This window comes from Mycobacterium sp. E2462 (genome assembly GCF_001672685.1).
GTDB lineage: Bacteria > Actinomycetota > Actinomycetes > Mycobacteriales > Mycobacteriaceae > Mycobacterium.
In genome coordinates this window covers 1-19,610 of the sequence record NZ_LZKC01000036.1, presented here as the reverse complement: position 1 = coordinate 19,610, position 19,610 = coordinate 1, and the positions used below count along the sequence as shown (strand labels likewise).

13 protein-coding genes and 2 pseudogenes are annotated in these 19,610 nt (G+C 70.2%); 7 read left to right on the top strand and 8 right to left on the bottom strand.

Annotated elements, in window-relative coordinates; all coding sequences use genetic code 11:
- Nucleotides 1–73: 73 nt before the first annotated feature.
- The 3 genes from A5714_RS02220 to A5714_RS27530 all read right to left on the bottom strand — a co-directional run bounded on the left by A5714_RS02220 (nucleotide 74) and on the right by A5714_RS27530 (nucleotide 2,718).
- On the bottom strand, nucleotides 74–814 hold the full coding sequence (locus tag A5714_RS02220; RefSeq protein WP_068068506.1) for a phosphoadenylyl-sulfate reductase: 741 nt from the start codon (nucleotides 812–814) through the stop codon (nucleotides 74–76).
- Nucleotides 811–2,478, bottom strand: coding sequence for a nitrite/sulfite reductase (locus A5714_RS02215; RefSeq protein WP_068282317.1), 1,668 nt, complete (start codon nucleotides 2,476–2,478; stop codon nucleotides 811–813). Before A5714_RS02215 ends, A5714_RS02220 begins: the two co-directional genes overlap by 4 nt.
- Nucleotides 2,479–2,592: 114 nt before the next feature.
- Entirely contained in the window at nucleotides 2,593–2,718 is a 126-nt protein-coding gene (locus tag A5714_RS27530; protein WP_369828290.1) for an Ms4527A family Cys-rich leader peptide, read from the bottom strand.
- A gap of 148 nt (nucleotides 2,719–2,866) precedes the next feature.
- Here A5714_RS27530 and hemW point away from each other — a divergent pair, with 148 nt between their 5' ends.
- Nucleotides 2,867–4,039 (top strand): radical SAM family heme chaperone HemW, encoded by a 1,173-nt coding sequence (gene hemW / locus A5714_RS02210; RefSeq protein ID WP_068282314.1) that lies wholly within the window; start codon nucleotides 2,867–2,869, stop codon nucleotides 4,037–4,039.
- A gap of 8 nt (nucleotides 4,040–4,047) precedes the next feature.
- On the opposite strand, the gene A5714_RS02205 is transcribed toward hemW, so the two are convergent.
- Both A5714_RS02205 and A5714_RS02200 read right to left on the bottom strand, forming a co-directional pair.
- The gene (locus A5714_RS02205; protein WP_068282312.1) at nucleotides 4,048–5,283 is read right to left on the bottom strand and encodes a sodium-dependent bicarbonate transport family permease; all 1,236 of its coding nucleotides are present in this window, start codon (nucleotides 5,281–5,283) and stop codon (nucleotides 4,048–4,050) included.
- 268 nt (nucleotides 5,284–5,551) lie between these two features.
- A complete protein-coding gene (locus A5714_RS02200) occupies nucleotides 5,552–5,764 on the bottom strand; it encodes a hypothetical protein (protein WP_068068516.1) in 213 nt (70 codons plus the stop codon).
- Nucleotides 5,765–6,226: 462 nt separating this feature from the next.
- On the opposite strand from A5714_RS02200, the gene A5714_RS02195 reads away from it, so the two are divergent.
- Both A5714_RS02195 and A5714_RS02190 read left to right on the top strand, forming a co-directional pair.
- Nucleotides 6,227–7,579: a salicylate synthase gene (locus tag A5714_RS02195; RefSeq protein WP_068282309.1), complete on the top strand. Its 1,353-nt coding sequence runs from the start codon at nucleotides 6,227–6,229 to the stop codon at nucleotides 7,577–7,579.
- A 191-nt stretch (nucleotides 7,580–7,770) separates the two neighbouring features.
- Complete coding sequence (locus tag A5714_RS02190) at nucleotides 7,771–8,787, top strand: acyl-ACP desaturase (protein WP_068282305.1); 1,017 nt, start codon at nucleotides 7,771–7,773, stop codon at nucleotides 8,785–8,787.
- 17 nt (nucleotides 8,788–8,804) lie between these two features.
- On the opposite strand, the gene A5714_RS02185 is transcribed toward A5714_RS02190, so the two are convergent.
- Nucleotides 8,805–10,286 (bottom strand): FAD-binding oxidoreductase, encoded by a 1,482-nt coding sequence (locus tag A5714_RS02185; RefSeq protein WP_068068525.1) that lies wholly within the window; start codon nucleotides 10,284–10,286, stop codon nucleotides 8,805–8,807.
- 117 nt (nucleotides 10,287–10,403) lie between these two features.
- A complete protein-coding gene (locus A5714_RS02180; RefSeq protein WP_068282323.1) occupies nucleotides 10,404–12,068 on the bottom strand; it encodes a (2,3-dihydroxybenzoyl)adenylate synthase in 1,665 nt (554 codons plus the stop codon).
- Between the two features lie 102 nt (nucleotides 12,069–12,170).
- Here A5714_RS02180 and A5714_RS02175 point away from each other — a divergent pair, with 102 nt between their 5' ends.
- The 4 genes and pseudogenes from A5714_RS02175 to A5714_RS02160 all read left to right on the top strand — a co-directional run.
- The gene (locus tag A5714_RS02175; protein WP_068282303.1) at nucleotides 12,171–15,686 is read left to right on the top strand and encodes a non-ribosomal peptide synthetase; all 3,516 of its coding nucleotides are present in this window, start codon (nucleotides 12,171–12,173) and stop codon (nucleotides 15,684–15,686) included.
- Nucleotides 15,683–16,441 carry a thioesterase II family protein gene (locus tag A5714_RS02170; protein WP_068282301.1) on the top strand — a complete coding sequence of 253 codons (759 nt, stop codon included), beginning with the start codon at nucleotides 15,683–15,685 and terminating at the stop codon, nucleotides 16,439–16,441. The genes A5714_RS02175 and A5714_RS02170 overlap by 4 nt, the downstream gene beginning before the upstream one ends.
- Entirely contained in the window at nucleotides 16,438–17,784 is a 1,347-nt protein-coding gene (locus tag A5714_RS02165) for a polyketide synthase (protein WP_068068537.1), read from the top strand. Before A5714_RS02170 ends, A5714_RS02165 begins: the two co-directional genes overlap by 4 nt.
- A pseudogene (locus A5714_RS02160) lies at nucleotides 17,784–19,022 on the top strand (acyltransferase domain-containing protein); the annotation flags it as partial. The gene A5714_RS02165 and the pseudogene A5714_RS02160, both read left to right, overlap by 1 nt.
- Here A5714_RS02160 and A5714_RS26865 read toward each other — a convergent pair.
- A pseudogene (locus A5714_RS26865) lies at nucleotides 18,911–19,610 on the bottom strand (hypothetical protein); the annotation flags it as partial. The pseudogenes A5714_RS02160 and A5714_RS26865 overlap by 112 nt on opposite strands.

The following is a 19,610-nucleotide window of genomic DNA, read 5'->3' as shown; positions in this document are numbered from 1 at the left end:
AGCGCCGGCGCTAGCTGATTACACAACGCGCGCATCCAAGAGTGCGGCGCGCTGGCCGCTCGCTGACGCGGTGTCAGGCGTGCAGCCCGCACTCCGTCTTCGCCAAGCCTTGCCAGCGGCCACTGCGGGCATCGGCCCCCGCGAGCGGCTTCACCGTGCACGGAGCGCACCCGATCGATGAATACCCTTCCTCGATCAGAGGATTCACCAGCACACCGTTGTCGTCGATGTAGTCCTGCACGTCCGCGTCGGTCCAGGTGGCTAAGGGGTTGATCTTCACCAGCTTGAACCCCTCGTCGAAACCGACCACCGGGGCGTTGGCCCGCGTCGGCGCCTCCGAGCGGCGCAAACCCGTGACCCACGCCGAATAGCCGCGCAGCGCCTTGCGCAGCGGGGTGACCTTGCGAAGCTGGCAGCAGGCCCCGGGGTCACGCGCGAACAGGTCCTTGCCCATCAGCGCGTCCTGCTCGGCGACGCTTTGCTCGGCGGTGACGTTGAGCACGTGGATGTCGTAAACGGATTCGACCGCGTCACGGGTGCCGATGGTCTCGGCGAAGTGATATCCGGTGTCCAAGAACACGACCGGCACGCCCGGGCGGACCTTGGCGGCCAGGTCGATCAGCACGGCCTCTTGCATGCTGGACGCCACCACGTAGTTGCAGGTGGCCCAGCCGCGGGGGCCGTTGAAGCCGCCGAAGGTCCGGTCGGTCCACGCCAAAATGTCTGTGGCGCTTGCGCCCTCGAGCTCGACCGCCGCCCGCGCCGCGATCTCGCGCAGCCTGGCTTCGGGTAGTTTCGTTGCCTGATCATTCATCGTAAGTCGTCCTCATTCGCCCTCATGGCCCACTGGGCGAAACGCTCACCGGCGCTGCGATATTTCATGAAGTTGCGCGTGACACGTTCGATGTAGTCGCCCATCTCCTCGCTGGTGACCTTGTGCTGCCGCAATTTTCGGCCGAACCCGCTGTTCAGGCCCAGGCTGCCGCCGAGGTGGACCTGGAATCCCTCCACGGAGCCGCCCTCACCGTCGTCGACCATCTGGCCTTTGAAGCCGATGTCGGCGATCTGGATGCGCGCGCACGAATTCGGACAACCGTTGATGTTGACGGTGATCGGGACGTCGAGCTGGGAGTTGAGATCCTCGAGTCGGCTCTCCAGCTCGGGCACCAAACTCTGCGCCCTGACCCGTGTTTCAGCGAACGACAGCTTGCAGAACTCAATTCCCGTGCAGGCCATCAAGTTACGCCGCCACTGCGAGGGTCGAGCTTGCAGGCCCACGTCCTCCAACCCGACGAGCAGGTCGTCGAGCTTGTCGTCCGGCACGTCGAGGATGACCAGCTTCTGGTACGGCGTGAAGCGGACCCGATCGGAACCGGCGCGCTCGGCCAGGTCTGCGACCGCCGCCAAGATGGTGCCCGAGACGCGGCCCGCGATCGGTGCGACGCCGACGGCGTTCAGCCCGTTCTTGAGCCGTTGCACCCCGACATGGTCGATCGGGTGCTTGAGCGGTTCGGGCGCCGGACCGTCGATCAACGGCCGCTTGAGGTACTCGGTCTCGAGAACCTGCCGGAACTTCTCGATGCCCCAGTCCTTGATCAAGAACTTCAGCCGCGCCTTGGCCCGCAGGCGGCGGTAGCCGTAGTCGCGGAAGATCGAAGTGACGGCCGCCCACACCTCGGGAACCTCGTGCAGCGGCACCCAGGCCCCGACGCGCTGGCCCAGCATCGGATTGGTGGACAGGCCACCGCCGACCCACAGATCCAGCCCGGGACCGTGCTCGGGATGGTTGACGCCGATGAAGGCGATGTCGTTGACCTCGTGCACCACGTCTTGCAGACCGGAGATCGCGGTCTTGTACTTGCGCGGCAGGTCGGCGAACTCCGGCGTGCCGATGTAGCGCCGCACGATCTCGTCGATCGCCCACGTCGGGTCCAACACCTCGTCCAGCGACTCGCCGGCCAGCGGCGAGCCGAGAATCACGCGCGGGCAGTCGCCACACGCCTCGGCGGTCTGCAACCCGACGGCGTCGAGGCGGCGCCAGATCTCGGGAACCTTCTCCACCTCGATCCAGTGGTACTGGATGTTTTCGCGGTCGGAGATGTCCGCGGTGTCGCGGGCGAATTCAATGGAGATCTGGCCCAACGTGCGCAGCGCGGCGGTCGAGAGGGCGCCGCCGTCGCACCGGACCCGCATCATGAAGTAGCGGGCCTCGATCTTGTCGGTGTTCTCGTCGCCCGTCCACGAGCCGTCGTACCCCTGCTCGCGCTGGGTGTACAGCCCCCACCAGCGGAATCGGCCACGCAGGTCGCTCTTGTCGATGCTGTCGAAGCCGTTCTTGGCGTAGACGTTCTCGATGCGCTCGCGCACCTCCAGCGGGGCGCCGGCCTGCTTCATCTCTTCGTTGGGGTTCAGCGGCTCGCGATTCCCCAGTGCCCACTGGCCCTCGTTACGGGCTTTCGCGGGACGGGCTGTGGTCATCGGAGGTTCTCCTTTTGCGAACATCTCCAACCCGGGCAGCGCAGTTCACCGACACCGTCAGGTGACGCAGAACCGTCGGCCAGCTGGAGACACAGATGGGCTGGGTCTACGACATCAAGGCAGACAGATACAGCTGCAGACGCGCTTGAGATCAATGTGCCGCCGCGCCACTAACGCAACGCGCGGGCGAGGTAGGGCGACAGGCACCAGACCATTGTGCCACGCTCCCGGATGAGCCATTTCAGCAGGGCAAATCTGGCCTCAAGGTGATTTAAATTACTTCGCAAAATTGGTAGATCAGGCCAACTTTGCGGGAAATAGGGCGGCCCGCCGGATTTGCTGGACGGCGACGGACGGTGCCGGGTGGCCCGGCGTGGGATCATTTGGCATGACCCTTCGCGAGCAATCGGTCGTCCTGCCCGAGCTGCAGGCCACCGACGGGCGCCCGTTCGGTCTGTACGTCCACGTGCCGTTCTGCATCACCCGGTGCGGATACTGCGATTTCAACACCTACACGCCGGCCGAACTGGGCGGCGTGAACCCCGACGCCTGGCTGGACGCGCTGCGGATCGAGCTGTCGCTGGCGGCCGCGCGCCTCGGCGGACCCACGGTGGACACCGTCTTCGTCGGTGGCGGCACCCCGTCGCTGCTGGGGCCCGCCCGCGTGACCCGGCTGCTGGACATGGTGCGCGACCATTTCACACTGGCGCCCGACGCCGAGATCACGACCGAGGCCAACCCCGAGTCCGCCTGGCCGGATTTCTTCGACGCCACCCGTGCGGCCGGCTTCACGCGGATCTCGCTGGGGATGCAGTCGGTGGCGCCGCGGGTGCTGGGCGTGCTCGATCGCATCCACACCCCGAATCGGTCCGCCGCGGCCGCCCGCGAGGCGTTGGCGGCCGGCTTCGAGCACGTCAGCCTGGACCTGATCTACGGGACGCCGGGGGAGACCGACGACGACCTGCTGCGCTCGGTCGATACGGCGATCGAGACCGGCGTGGACCACGTGTCCGCCTACGCCCTGGTCGTCGAGGAGGGCACCGCGCTGGCCCGGCGCGTCCGGCGCGGGGAAGTGGCGGCACCGGACGACGACGTGTTGGCCCACCGCTACGAACTGCTCGATACGCGGCTGTCCGATGCCGGGCTCACCTGGTATGAGGTGTCCAACTGGTCGCGGCCGGGCGGTGCGTGCCGCCACAACCTCGGCTACTGGGACGGCGGCCAGTGGTGGGGTGCGGGGCCGGGCGCGCACGGCTACGTGGGCGCGACACGCTGGTGGAACGTCAAGCATCCCAACGCCTACGCCGAGAAGCTCACCGCCGCTGAGCTTCCCGTCGCGGGTTTCGAGGAACTCGACGCCGAAGCGCTGCACACCGAGGACGTGCTACTCAAAACCCGCCTGCGCCAAGGTCTTCCGTTGACCTCGCTGAGCGACGCCGAACGCGAACGCGCCGAAGTCGCGGTGCGGGACGGGCTTTTGTCGCCCGGCGACGGCAGGCTGGTGCTGACGCCCCGGGGGCGGCTGCTGGCCGACGCGGTCGTGCGGACGCTGCTGGACTGACCGTGCCGTCAGACGCCGAATAGGCGTTCGAAGATGCGGGCGATCTCGATGTAGAGCGGAATCCCGATGGTCACGTTGTAGGAGAACGTCAAGCCCAGCGACGCGGCCAACGGCAGCGTCGGGCTGGCCTCGGGAATCGCCAGGCGCTGGACCGCCGGAACCGCGATGTAGGACGCCGCGCCGCACAGGACCGCGAACAGCACGTAGGTGCCGGTCTTGAAGTCGGTGTGCGTCAGCGAGGCGTAACTGCACGCCACCACGATGCCCAGCGTCGCAAAGACATTGGGCGCCACCAAGCCGAACACGATGAAGCCCAAGCCCGCCGACCGGAGGTCCTTGAGCTTGCGCGACGCCGTCATGCCCATTTCGAGCAGGAACAGGCACAGCACGCCCTGGAACGCCATGACGAAGAACTTGTCGTCGTCCGCCACGACCTTCTGCCCCTGCAGGCCGCTGACGAGGCCGATGATGATGCCGCCGATGAGCAGCACCAGCCCGGGATTGAGGAACACCTCCTGGAACAGCTCCCGGGAAAACAGAGACCCCTTCTTGCCTTTCGGCGCCGGCGGGGCGGGCTCCCAATCCGGGTGCTCGAGCTTCTCCAGGGAGAACTCCAACTCTTCTTCGACGCCGCGCGTGGTCTCCGCCTCGAGGCTCTGGCCGTGCGGGGGTTGGGCCGCGGTTCCCGGGCCGACGCTGACCTTGGCCGGCGCGGTGTAGCCGGGCTCGTCGGGCATGTAGCCCGCCGCGTCCAGCCCCCGATGACGCAGTCGCGCAACGAAATAGAGCGCCACGAGGCAGCCCGGGATCTCCATGACCGCCAGCATCACGGGCATGTAGGCGTTGAAGGCGATGTTGACGGCGGCCAGGACGGCCACGCAGGTGGCGAACGTTCCCGCCGAATCCGACCCGTAGTAGCCGGCGATCGTCGCTCGGTCGACCTTGCGCAGCGATTTGAGGCGGCTCAGCCCGAAGTAGGCCAGCCCGCCGATCGCGCAGTTCAGCACGAACCCCAGCGCCATGAAACCGACGATGACAGCCACGCTGGAAGCGTTGATCTTCGCGAGTTCCTCACCGCCGTGCCAACCGATGGCCAGCAGCAGATACATCGTCAGGCCCTGGTAGATGACGTACGGGAATTCGAACCGCACCTTAAGGACCGGGATCAAAAAGCCGAAGTAGAAAAACAGCAGCAGCGGCTTGAAGAGGTTATGGGTGAAGTTCTGCCAGAACTCGTGCAGCATCGTTGCCTCCCTAGTGTTCCGCGGCGATCAGGGAAGCACCGTCCGCAAGCCGGAGCAACAACGAACATCCCGACGACCGGCACAAAATTTAGCCCTGCCGCAGTCAATCCGCCACTCGAAATGCACAACCCGTGTGGACGTGTCGAGTCGGGCAAAAGTGCTGGTTACGGGCGTGTTAACCGGTCCAGGTCAGCCGCTGGCTGGAGGTACGTCACAATGGAGAATGGTGTGAGGTTGCTGTGCAAACGCTGTGGGCGAGGGCGGTGACTCAGCGATTAGACGAAATCAGCGAGGGCCGAACCCCGGCACCCTTTTTTCGGTGCGTCACCGACGCCCAGGCGGACGGCGAGTAATGCGTGGTGATTTCTTCGAAACCGTCGACTCGAGAAACCGAAAGGACGCCGGTCTGCTGATTGATTTCGAGTTCGTCGCCCTCACTCGCCTGAATTTCCTCGCCATTGAAAAGCCGGATCACGAACATCGGGTTCCTCTCAAGCCGAGACCGGGGCGTGGCGGGCGGCCACGACGGCGAGCAACGGGGGTGTACGCAGGGGCTCACCGACGCCACTCCTTTCCCGGAGCATGTCCGGCCGTCGTGCATGCGTCGCGCCCGACAACGGGTTCGCCAGATAGGTACCCATCCTAAGGACAACCGGTTACGAAAGCGGCGTGCGGCGCTGCCACGAGGTGAACGGCTGGGAAACGTTTGGGGATGGCGCCGGCCGGGCGAGCCCCGGACTGGCCGGTGACCACCTCTTTGGGTGGCCGGTTGAACAGGGCGGATACGCTGCACAGGGCGTCAGCGCGCGGCTCGCGCGCCGACCCACCGCGCGAGTCGGCGCTTTAACTCCACACGAGTTTTAGCTGAATGACGGCGGCCCGGGCGCGGGGCGGTCGGAGCGGGTTGCACACTTTTACATAGGTTAGGCTACATTTACTAACCGTGACCGAGGTGAGCGTCGAGACAAGTCCTGCCGGCTCCGCGTCACCGTCGATCCCGCTTCCCCCGCACGTCGATCCGGCGGATCTCGCGGCCCAGCTGGCCGTGAGCCTGCCCGAACGGGCCGGCGACGAGTACCTGCTCTACGAGCAGGGCGGCGAATGGGTGCTGGCCAGCGGCGTGCGGGCGATGATCGAGCTGGACAGCGACGAGCTTCGGATCCTGCGCGACGGCGTCACGCAGCGCCAGTCGTGGTCCGGGCGGCCCGGCCCGGTCCTCGGTGAGGCCACCGACAGACTGCTGCTGGAAACCCAACAGCTGTTCGGCTGGATCGCCTTCGAATTCGGCGTGTATCGCTACGGTCTGCAGCGTCGGCTGGCGCCGCGCACCCCGCTGGCCCGCCTGTTCTGGCCCGAAATTCGCATCGTGGTGACCCGCGAGGCGATCCGGTTCGTCGACGCGACGGACGCCCACCGCGACGCCGTCGTGAAACTGCTGCGCGACGGAGTGCCGCAACTGGGCGAGGCGCGCCCGGTCGACGTGCACGCCGACCCCTCCGGATACCGCGACCGCGTCGCGGCCGCCGTCAAGGAGATCGCCGCGGGTGCGTATCACAAGGTGATCCTCTCGCGCAGCGTCGAAGTGCCGTTCCCGCTGGACTTTCCGTCGACCTATCGGCTGGCGCGACGACACAACACGCCCGTGCGGTCCTTTCTGTTGCGGCTGGCCGGAATGCGCGCGGTCGGTTACAGCCCCGAGCTGGTGGCGGCCGTCGGCCAAGACGGGACGGTGGTCACCGAACCGCTGGCGGGCACCCGCGCGCTGGGCCGCGGCGAAATCCGCGACCGGCAGGCCCGCGACGAGCTCGAATCGAATTCCAAAGAGATTGTGGAGCATGCCATTTCGGTGCGAAGCTCGCTGCAGGAGATGACCGAGATCGCCGAGCCGGGCACCGCGGTGGTCACCGACTTCATGACGGTGCGCGAACGCGGCAGCGTGCAGCACCTTGGCTCCACGGTCAGCGGGCGGCTGGATTCGGCCAACGACAGGATGGACGCGCTGGAGGCGTTGTTCCCCGCGGTCACCGCCTCGGGCATTCCGAAAGCCGGCGGCGTCGACGCGATCCTGCGCCTCGACGAGGGGCCACGCGGCCTGTATTCGGGTGCCGTCGTGATGATTTCGGCCAACGGTAGTCTGGACGCCGCGCTGACGCTGCGCGCCGCCTACGAAAGCAACGGCGAAACGTGGTTGCGCGCCGGCGCCGGCATCATCGAAGAGTCCACGCCGGAACGCGAATTTGAGGAAACCTGCGAGAAGCTGTCCACGCTGGCGCCCTATCTGATTCCCCGCCTCTAGGGGTTGCGGGTCACCACGTTGGATGGGGTGGCCAACGTCTTGTGCGCCTACCTCCACTCGGCGGCCGTGCGATGGGAAAGGCCCCGACGGGACTTTCGGCCCTAGTTGCGGTTTTCGGCAGCGTGCCATCTTGGTGTAACCGCGTGACACAGATACTGCGCGCGGCCGCACGAGGTAGCTGGGAGGGCGCCGTGACCAAGGATCTGACGAATTTGCAGCTGCTGCACGAACTCGAACCGGTGGTCGAGGCGCTGCTCAATCGCCACCTGTCCATGTTCAAGGAATGGAGCCCGCACGACTACGTCCCGTGGTCGGATGGGAAGAACTTCTACGCGCTCGACGGCCAGGATTGGGAGCCCGGCCAGAGCCGGCTGCCCGACGTGGCACAGGTGGCGATGGTCCAGAACCTGCTGACCGAGGACAATTTGCCGTCCTATCACCGCGAGATCGCGATGAACTTCAGCACGGACGGCCCGTGGGGTCAGTGGATCAACCGCTGGACGGCCGAAGAGGCGCGGCACAGCACGGCGCTGCGCGACTACCTGGTCGTCACGCGGGCAGTGGACCCGGTGGAGCTCGAGAAGCTCCGCATGGAGCAGATGACCCGGGGCTTCAGCCCGGGCCAGAACAGCCAGGGGGACATGTTTGCCGAGAGCCTGTTCGACTCGGTCATGTACGTCTCGTTTCAGGAACTGGCGACCCGCGTCTCGCACCGCAACACCGGCAAGCTCAGCGAGGACAGCATCGCCGAGCAGCTGATGGCCCGCGTGTCACACGACGAAAACCTGCACATGCTGTTCTACCGCGACGTCAGCGCGGCGGGCCTGGACATCGCCCCTAACCAGGCGATGCGGTCGGTGCATCGGATCCTGCGCAACTTCAAGATGCCCGGCTTCACCGTCCCGGAGTTTCGGCGCAAGGCGGTGATCATCGCCGTCGGCGGCGTCTACGACCCGCGCATGCATCTCGACGAGGTGGTCATGCCGGTGCTCAAGAAGTGGCGGGTGTTCGAGCGCGAAGACTTTACCGGCGAGGCCGCGTGGATGCGAGATGACCTCGCGCTGTTGGTCAAAGAGCTCGAGGACAGCTGCGAGAAGTTCGAGGAATCCAAGCAGCGCTACCTCGCGCGCGAGGCGCGCCGGGCGGAGAAGATCACCGCCAGCAAGGTGCTCAGGACCGCGGGGACACTGACGCTGAGCCGGCACTGAGCCGGCTAGCCGGCGGGTCAGATGTTGAAGGGGGAGAACATCACCCGGTTCGGGTCGTACTTCTGCCTGACGGCACTCAGCTTCGGAAGGTTGGGGCCGAAGTACCGCGATGCCGGCTGGTTGGCCTCGAGGTAGTTGACGTAGCCGCCCACCGAATACGGTTGCACCGCTTGGTGTGCGGTGTTGAGCCAGCCGGTGGCGGCCGCCGGATCACCGGCCGTCTCGACATACCACTGCACCAGCGAAGCGTCCCGGCGCCACGGGAAGGCCGTGGCGCCCGGCGCCACCGTGGCCAGCGCGCCATCGAGGGCGTGCATGATCACCAGAGCGCGCCCGGCGCCCCCGGGAAAGGCGTTGAAGGCGGCCGCGATTCCCTGTGCCGCGGCCGGGGTGAGGCTCTGAAAGACGTCGGACCCGCCGACGTACCCGAGCGGCGACGGGTTGAGGTTGTTGACGGCCAGGTACCGCACCAGGTCCAGATAGTTGAACGTGTGGCTGTCGGTGCCCGCCGGTTGCAGCCCAACGGCTTTGGTGACCGCAGCCGCCACGCTGCCACCCGAACCGGCCGGGCAGGTCGCCATGATGCGGCAATGCGGGCCCATCGGGTCGGCGGTGGCGTCGGCCAGCGCCCAGCTCTGGGGATCGGCGGTACGCAGCCAGTTCTGCCACCCGAGAAGAACCTGCGCAAAGGCCTGCGCGGGGTAGTTCAGGTTGACGACGTCCACGTCGTGGGTGGGGAAGGTCGCGAACGTCAGCGACGTCGTCACCCCGAAATTGCCGCCACCGCCGCCGCGCAAACCCCAGAAAAGGTCCGGGTTTTGGGTCGCGGACGCGGTGACCGCCTGACCCCCTGGCAACACCACCGACGCCGACGTCAACTGATCGCAGAGCAGGCCCGCGTGCCGCGATTGAGCGCCCAGGCCACCGCCCAGGGCGTGCCCCGCGGCGCCCACCGACGGACAGGTGCCGGTCGGAATGCCGCGTCCGGCGGCGGCTAGCGCCTCGTGCATGGCGTACAGACTCGTCGCGGGGGTCACCGTGATGGTCGTCGTGGCCGGGTCGTAGTTGACACCGCCGGGCAGCTGGCGCAGGTCGAGCACCATGGCGCCGTTGGCCGTCGACGCGCCCACGTAGGAGTGCCCGCCACTGCGCGGGGCGACCTTGAGGTTGTGGGCGGCCGCGAACGCCATCGCCTTCTGCACGTCCGCCACCGAGTGCGGGACGACGACGGCCGCGGGCGTCGAGCCGTTGTAGTTGGTGTTGAAAACCGCCTTCGCGGCACCGAATTGACCGTTGTCCGGCAGCACCACCGGCCCCGTGATTGCCGACGACAGGCCGTTCCAGCCCGCCGTGGGCGCGTTCGGCGCGGCGGCAGCCCGCCCGGATCCCCAGGCGGCGCCCGCGGAACCGAGCGCGGTGCCCGCGGCGAACATCCCGGCGGCTGCTCGCAGGAAGGCCTGGCGCGAGAACTCGCGCGCCGGCTCGCGCGGTGACGTCATTCCCGCATTGTGGGCCCGCGCCGTCGGCGAAACCGTGGCGCCGCAGCACGTGTCGCGACACGATCCGGTCACGGTCGGCTATCGAATCGCCGCGCTGCCGCTCCGTCGAGGGGCGGCTCAGTTTCCGGTGGCTGCGCCCAGCTGCGCGGCGAGGGCCTTCTTGTCGATCTTGCCGATCGGGGTGGTGGGCAGCGCGGGGAGCGCCACCAGCACGTCGGGCCGGGTGTGCGCGGCGACGCCCCGCCCGTCCAGGTGGGCGTTGAGCTCCGCCAGGGTGACCGCGGTGCCGTCGAAAACCACGGCGGCGCAGATCTTTTCACCCAGGTACGGGTCGGGCAACGGTACCGCGGCGGCCGCGAAAATCGCGGGGTGGCTGAGCACCTGCTCCTCGAGGTCGGCGGCGGAGATGGTCTCACCGGCGCGGCAGATCACGTCCTTGACCCGGCCGGTGACCTGTAGGTAGCCGTCCGGCCGCAGCCGGACCAGGTCGCCGCTGCGGAAGAAGCCGTCCGGGTCGAAGCAGCGCTGGTTGTCGCGCTCGGCGCGGAAGTACCCATTGAGGGTGTAGGGCCCGCGGACCAGCAGTTCACCCTCGTCGCCGGGGGCCACCGGGTGCCCGGCCGCGTCCACGACGCGCAGCTCGTCGGCCGCGCACAGCGGCCGCCCCTGGGTGTGCTCGACGACTTCGGGCGGGTCGTCGAGGCGGGTGTAGTTCAGCAGCCCCTCCGCCATGCCGAACACCTGCTGCAGGCCCGGGGTGAGCGCGGTGCGCACCAGGCGGGCGTCGGCCGGGTCGAGCCGAGCGCCGCCGACCTGCAGCAGCCGCAGGGTTTTCGGTGTCACCGGCTCCCACTCGCAGGCCTGCGCCCACAGCTTGGCCAGCGGCGGCACCAAGGCGGTCACGGTGACGCCGTGGCGGTCGATGGCCGCGAAGGCCGCTTCGGGGCTGGGGTCGGCGCCGAACACGGTGGTGGCGCCGACCGTCATCGCGCCGAGCAGGCCCGGGCAGGCCAGCGGGAAGTTGTGGCCGGCCGACAGGGCCACCAGGTAGACGTCGTCGGCGGTGAGCCGGCAGACCTCGGCGCTGGCGGTGGCGTTGAACAGGTAGTCGTCGTGCGTGCGCGGGATCAGCTTGGGGGTGCCGGTGGTGCCGCCGGACACCAGCAGCACCGCCGGCGAGGACGGGTCCGGCCGCGGCGCCGGCAACGGGGCGGACGCCCGGTCGCGCAGCCGCGCCCACGGGATGAAGGGGCCCGGCTCGCCGTCGACGATGACGTGCTCGAGCACCGGATGCTCGGCCACCAGGCCGGCGGCCATGGCCGGGTAGTCGAACCCGCTCGTCGCGTCCGCGATCAGCAGGCCGGTGGCACCGCTGACGTCCGCGAAGTGGCTCAACTCGGCCGCCCGGTGGCCGGGCAGGCACAGCACCGGGATGGCGCCGGCCCGCAGGAGGCCGAACAGCGCGACCGCGAATTCGCGGCCGTTGGGCAGCTGCAGCAGCACGCGATCACCCGCCGCGATGCCCACACCGCGCAGCCCGACGGCGGCGCGGTGCGCCTGTTCGTCCAGCTCGGCGTAGGTGAGGCCGGAGTCCGGGGCGAGGGCGTCGACGACGGCCGTCCGCTCGGGCCAGCGGGCCGCGGCGTCGGCGAGGACGCTGTCGAGGGTCCGCCCGGCCCAGTAGCCCGCCGCCCGGTAGGCCGCGGCGCGCTCGGCGGGAAACGGGACGAACCCTTCCAACGAGCCGTCCTGGGTCGGCGGCCGGCGGGTTTGCGGCGTCATGGAATTCCTCACACGGGGGCGTAGTAGCGGGGATGCCGGGATCGACGATAGGGTAACCAAAAAATTAGGGAAGCCTGTGCTAATTCTCAGGAGGGGCTCGTAGTGCATGCCTCGGCGCGCTCGGACGAGATCCGGGCAGCGGTCGCCGACCTGCTCGGCGTCGGAGTCGACGCCATCGAGCCGGGTAGCAACCTCATCGGCCATGGGCTGGACTCGATCCGGATCATGACCCTGGCCGGCCGCTGGCGCCGTCAGGGCATCGCGGTCGACTTCGCCATGCTCGCCGCCGACCCCACCGTCGAGGCGTGGGCAGCGCTGGTCGACGCGGGGACGCCGGCGGACGCCGCCGACCCGCAGGCGCCACCCGACCGGCATGACCCCGCCGAGGGGCAGGCCGCCGACGAGCCGTTCGGGCTCGCCCCCATGCAGCACGCCATGTGGGTCGGGCGCCAGGACACGCAGCAACTCGGCGGCGTCGCCGGGCACCTCTACGTCGAATTCGACGGCGGCCCCCTCGATCCGGACCGGCTGAGCGCGGCCGCCACCGCGCTGGCGCGCCGGCACCCCATGTTGCGGGTGCAGTTCCTGCCCGACGGCACCCAGCGCATCCCCGCAACCGCCGCCGAGTTCCCCGTCGCGGTCGAGGATCTGCGGCACCTGGACGCGGACGCCGTCGACCAGCGGCTCGCCGCGGTGCGTGACGCGAAGTCGCACCAGCAGCTCGACGGGGCGGTCTTCGAGTTGACGCTGACCCTGCTGCCCGGCCACCGGTCGCGCCTGCACGTCGACCTCGACATGCAGGCCGCCGACGCCATGAGTTACCGCACCTTGATGGCCGACCTCGCGGCCCTCTACGGCGGGCAAGACCTGCCCGCCTTGGGCTACAGCTATCGGCAGTACCGCCGCGCCGTCGAGGCGGCCGAGGCGCGGCCGCAGCCCGCCCGCGACGCCGACCGGGCCTGGTGGGCGCAGCGCATTCCGCAGCTGCCCGACCCGCCGGCCCTGCCGGCGCGCGCGCCCGCGACCGGCGAGCGGCGCAGCAGCCGGCGCTGGCACTGGCTGGACCCGCACACCCGCGACGCGCTGTTCGCCCGCGCGCAGGCCCGCGGCGTCACCCCGGCGATGACACTGGCCGCGGCGTTCGCCCACGCCCTGGCGCGCTGGTCGGCGTCGTCGCGATTCCTGCTCAACGTGCCGCTGTTCGGCCGCCAGGCACTGCACCCGGACGTCGAAGCGCTGGTCGGCGACTTCACCTCCTCGCTGCTGCTGGACGTCGACCTGATCGGGGTGCACACCGCGGCGGCGCGCGCGCAGGTGCTGCAGGACGCGATGCGAACGGCGGCGGCCCATTCCGCGTATCCCGGGCTGGCGGTGCTGCGCGACCTCAGCCGCCACCGCGGGACGCAGGTGCTGGCGCCGGTGGTGTTCACCAGCGCGCTGGGCCTCGGCGAGTTGTTCGGCCCCGCGGTCACCGACCACTTCGGCACGCCGGGCTGGATCATCTCGCAGGGCCCGCAGGTGCTGCTCGACGCGCAGGTGACCGAGTTCGACGGCGGCGTGCTGGTGAATTGGGATGTGCGCGAAGGGGTCTTCGCGCCGGGAGTCGTCGACGCCATGTTCGCCCACCACATCGACGAACTGCTGCGGTTGGCCGGCGACGACGACGCCTGGACGGCGTCGGGTCCGCCGGCGCTGCCCGCCGCGCAGCGGGCGGTGCGTGACGCGGTCAACGGCCGCGCCGCCGCACCGAGCGGGGAAGCGTTGCACGACGGCTTCTTCCGGCAGGCGCGCCGCCAGCCCGACGCGCCCGCGGTGTTCGCCAGCTCCGGTGACCTCAGCTACGCGCAGCTGCGTGACCAGGCGCTGGCCGTGGCGGGGGCGCTGCGTGTCGCCGGCGTGACCGCCGGCGACACCGTCGCGCTACTGGGACCCAAGGGCGCCGAACAGGTTGCGGCGGTGCTGGGCATCCTGTCCGCCGGCGCCGCGTACCTGCCGATCGGCGCCGACCAACCCCGCGATCGAGCGGAACGCATCCTGGGCACCGGCGGGGTGCGGGTGGCCGTGGTGGGCGGCGGGCAGCGGCCGTCGCTGCCGGTGCCCGCGCTGCCGCTGGCCGACATCCTCGCCGGCGCCGGCGGCGCCCAGATCGAGCCCGCCCCAGTCGATCCCGCGCAACTGGCCTACGTCCTGTTCACCTCGGGATCCACCGGCGAGCCCAAGGGCGTCGAAGTGACCCACGACGCGGCGATGAACACCGTGGAATTCATCGGCCGGCACTTCGACATAGGCCCCGCCGACCGCTGCCTGGCCCTGTCGACCCTGGAGGGCGACATCTCGGTGATGGACGTCTTCGTCACCTTGCGGACCGGCGGCGCGATCGTGATGGTCGACGAAGAGCAGCGCCGCGACCCCGACGCCTGGGCGCGGCTGATCGACGCCCACCGGGTCAGCGTGCTGCATTTCATGCCCGGCTGGTTGGAGATGCTGGTCGAGGTCGGCCACGGGCGGCTGTCGTCGGTGCGGGTGGTGCCCACGGGCGGTGACTGGGTGCGCCCCGAGGTGGTGCACCGGTTACGCGCCGAGGCGCCGCGGCTACGCTTCGCCGGCCTCGGCGGGGCCACCGAAACCCCGGTCCACAACACGATTTTCGAGGTGGGCGACACTAACGCGCTGCCGGCCGACTGGGTGGCACTGCCGTTCGGTATTCCGCTGCCCAACAACGCTTGCCGGGTGGTCGACGACAACGGCGCCGACTGTCCCGACTGGGTGCCGGGGGAGTACTGGGTGACGGGCCGCGGCCTGGCCCGCGGCTACCGCGGCCGCCCCGAGCTGACCGCCGAGCGCTTCGTCGAGCACGACGGCCGAACGTGGTATCGCACTGGGGACGTGGTGCGGTACTGGCCGGACGGCACGCTGGAGTTCGTCGGCCGCGCCGATCACCGCGTCAAGATCAGCGGGTACCGCGTCGAGCTGGGCGAAGTGGAGACCGCGCTGCGGCGCGTGCCCGGCGTCCGCACCGCGGTGGCCGCCTTGATCACCGCGTCCGGTGAGGCCGACGTGCTCGCCGCGCAGGTGCACGCCGACGACGCCACCCTGACCGCCGAGCGGATCGGTGCTGCGCTCGCCGATCTTGTTCCCGCACATATGGTTCCGCGCCACATAGTGGTTGTACAGCGGATCGGGTTCACCGACGCCGGAAAGCTCGACCGCCGGGCCGTCGCGCGGGACCTGCAGGCCGCGGTGTCCGGTGCGCGGCGGCCCGGTCACCGGGCGCCGTCGACGCCGCTGGAGTCCGCCTTGGCGGCGATCCTCGGAGACCTGCTGGGTCGCGACGACGTCGGCGTGGACGACGACTTCTTCGCCCTCGGTGGGGATTCGGTGTTGGCCACCCAAGCCGTCGCGCGCATGCGGTCTTGGCTCGACAGCCCGGACGTCATGGTCGCCGACGTCTTCGCCAACCGCACCGTCGCCGCGCTCGCCGAGCTGCTCACCGCCCGCGAGGGCGATCCGGGCCGGCTCGACCAGGTCGCCGAGTTGTATCTGGAGGTCATCGGCATGGACGCCGAATCGGTGCTGGCGTCCGCGCAGCAGGCCGCGAACTCGTCGGCGTCGCAATGACTTTGCATAACCTGGTGAGCACGCCGCCGACGTTCCCGTCCTGGATCAAGCTGACGCCCGGGCGCACCGCGAGCCCCCGCGCGGGTGCCATCGTGGTGTTCCCGCACGCCGGGGCCGCCGCCGCGAGTTACCGGGTGCTCGCCACCGCGCTGGCCGCGGGCGCCGACACCTACGTCGTGCAATACCCGCAGCGGGCCGACCGGCTGGCCGAGCCCCCGCATGAGACCGTGCACGCCCTGGCCGAGGATCTGTTCGCCGCCGCGCCGTGGCACGGTGTCACGCCGCTGCGACTCTTCGGGCACAGCATGGGCGCCGTCGTCGCCTTCGAATTCGCCCGGATCGCCGAGGAACGCGGCGTGGGCGTGCAGAAGCTGTGGGTGTCGGCCGGCCCGCCGCCGTGCGTCGTCGCCGACATGCCCGAGCTGCCGACCAGCGACGACGCGGTGCTCGCGGACATCGCCGACCTGGGCGGCACCGACCCGGAACTGCTTGCCGACGAAGAATTCTCGGAGTTGCTGACCACCGCGGTGCGCGCCGACTACCAGGCGTTCAACCGTTACGACCCCAGCCCGGACGCCCGCATCCGCGCCGACATCCACGTGCTGGGCGGCCGCGCCGATCACCGCATCGATGCCGACGTGCTGCGGCTGTGGGACAGGCACACGGCGGGGTCGTTTGAACTGTCGCTGTACGACGGCGGCCACTTCTACGTCTACGACCACGTCGACGCGATCGCCGCACAGGTGAACGCATGACGCTATCCGGCAACGACTTCGACGGTCCCTTCGATTCCCGTTTCGAGGCCCCGTCTGACCCCGTCGTCATCGTCGGCATGGGGGTCGAGGCGCCCGGCGGCATCGACAGCGTCGAGAGTTACTGGGACCTGCTGTCCCACGGCCGTGAGGCGCTGGGTCCGTTCCCCACCGATCGCGGCTGGGCGGTCGAGGAGCTGCTCGCCGGCTCCCGCCGCGGCGGCTTCAAGCAGATCCACGACCGGGGCGGATTCCTCACCGGCGCGGCCACTTTCGATCCCGAATTCTTCGGAATCTCGCCGCGGGAGGCCGTCGCGATGGATCCGCAGCAGCGGGTGGCGCTGCGGGTGGCGTGGCGCGCGCTGGAGAACAGCGGCATCAACCCCGACGACCTCGCCGGGCACGATGTGGGCTGCTTCGTCGGCGCGTCGGCGACCGGGTACGGCCCGGAGATGGCGCGGTTCTCCGAACACAGCGGCCACCTGCTCGCCGGCACCGCGCTCAGCGTGATCTCCGGGCGCATCGCCTACACGCTCGGGCTCAGCGGCCCGGCGGTCACTCTCGATTCCTCCTGCGCGTCGGCTTTGGTCGCCTGCCACGTCGCGGTGCGCGCGGTGCAGAACGGCGACTGCGACCTCGCCTTGGCCGGCGGCGTCAACGTCCTCGGATCGCCGGGCTTTTTCGTCGAGTTCTCCAAGCAACACGCGCTGTCCGACGACGGCTTCTGCCGTCCCTATAGCGCACAGGCCAGCGGGACGGTCTGGGCCGAGGGCGCGGGAATGTTCGTGCTGCAACGCAAGTCGGCCGCCATCCGCGCCGGGCGACCGATCCTGGCCGAGGTGCGCGGCACCGCCATCAACCAGGACGGGCGCAGCGCCGGCCTGAGCGCACCCAGCGGTGACGCGCAGGTGCGGCTGTTCCAACGGGCCATGACCCAGGCCGGCATCAAGCCCGGCGACGTCGGCATGATCGAGGGGCACGGCACAGGCACCCGCCTGGGCGACCGCACGGAGTTGCGGTCGCTGGCCCAGACTTACGGCGACACCGACCCTGGCACCGGCGCGCTGCTCGGGTCGGTGAAATCCAACGTGGGCCATTCGTTGGCCGCCGCGGGGGCGCTCGGGCTGGCCAAGGTGCTCGTCGCCGCCGATCGCGGCGCCATCCCCGCCACCCTGCACGCCGCCGAGGCTAGCCCCGAAATCGACTGGGAGGCACAGGGTTTACGCCTGGCGCAGACCCTGACGCCGTGGCCGGCGGTCGACGGCCAGCGCACGGGAGTCGCGTCCGCGTTCGGCATCGCCGGCACCAACGCGCACCTCATCGTTTCCATGCCTGAGGTCGCGTGATGCTCGCCGACGCGCTGCCCGACGGGCGCACCCCGGTGCTGCTGAGCGCGCACCACCCCGAGCTGATCCGTCAGGACGCCGCCGCGATCCTGCGCTACCTCGACCGCGCGCCGGTCCTGGGAGATCCCGCCGACGTTCCCGCCGCGGTCGCGGCCACGCTGCTCCGGCTGCGGCGGGTGCGGCGTCACCGCGCGGTCGTGCGGGCGGCGGATCGGGCCGAACTCGCCGCGGCGCTGGCGGCGGTCGCCGGCGGCGACGAGCACCCGCTCGTCGCGCGGTCCTCGACGACGACGCCGCCGCGGATCGCCTTCGTGTTCCCCGGCCAGGGCAATCAGTGGCCCGGCATGGGGGCCGACGCCTACCGGCGGCTGCCGGCCTACCGCGCGGCCGCCGACCGATGCGCGCAGGCGTTTGTCGACGCCGAAACGCCCTCCCCCCTAGCGTATCTGGCGGGCGCCGACGACCGTGACTGGTCGCGCCGCGAGATCCAGGGGGCGCAGTTCACCCACGCCGTCGGCCTGGCCGCGGCCTGGCAACGGTGCGGGGTGGCGCCGCAGTTCACGGTCGGACACAGCCTGGGCGAGGTCGCCGCGGCGTACGTGGCGGGGACGGTCACGCTGCCCGACGCCGTCGCGCTGGTGGTGGCCCGCGCCAACGTCGTCGGCCGGCTGACGGGTCGCTACGCCATGGCGGTGCTCGGCATCGGCGCGCCGGAGACCGAGGCGCTGCTGTCCGAGACGCCGGGCTGGCTCGAGATCTCGGCCGTCAACGGGCCGTCGTCGACCGTCATCGCCGGCGACCACGACGCGGTGACCGCCGCGACGCGGCTGGCCCGGGAACGCGACGTCTTCGCGCACCAGCTCGCCGTCGACTACCCCGGCCATACCAGCGCGTTGCGCGGCCTGCGGGCCGACCTCGCCGAGCTGACGCCGCGCTCGGCGTTTCGCGAGGCAGCGATCACGTTCGTCGGATCGACCTTCGGCGCCGAGGTGAACCCAGCCGCCGACTTCACCGACTACTGGTATCAAAACCTCTGCGGCACGGTGCGGTTCGACCTCGCCGTGCAGCGCGCCCGCGAGCTCGGCGCGGATACGTTCGTCGAGTTGTCCGCGCACCCGTCGCTGCTCTACCCGCTCGCCGGCATCCTCGGCGACGACGCCGCGACGGTCACCGGATCCGGACACCGCGACACCCCGCCGGCCGCCAGCGCCGCCTGCGCCGGGGCCTCGGCCGTGGCGCCCACCTGTTCGGCGCGCGCGGTGAGCAGCCACACCGCGCGGCAGCGCGGCCCGATCAGGCCGGCGTAGTCGGGTAGGCCCGCGTCGGGACGGCGCCCGATGTGGTCGATCGCCGCGGCGGGGTCGGTGTGATCGAGGGCGGGGGCGATGACGACCAGGATCTCGGCCTCGACGGGCGCGACGACGCGGGAGTCACCCTGTGCCGCAATGGCTTCGGTGATCCGCCGGGCCAGCTCGGCCGAGCTTTCGTCGGCGTGCAGGCCGATGGTCAGCGCGCCCGGCCGGTCGGCGACCGGCGCCGCGGCCTGCCAGTCCTCGACGGCGACGGTGAGCGCCGGCGCGGGCGGCGTTGCGTCAGCGAGCCGGTCCGGGGCCACCCACAGGTGCACCGCCCGCATCGGCGCGTTGGGGAACCCACGCAGCGGTGGGCGGTTGGCGGCCGGGACGGCGGGCGCCCAGTCGCAGGCGGGGTCGGCGGCGCCCAGGGCGGCGAGGCCCGCCGACAGCGCGTCGGCCGGCGGGGTGTCGCGGTGTCCGGATCCGGTGACCGTCGCGGCGTCGTCGCCGAGGATGCCGGCGAGCGGGTAG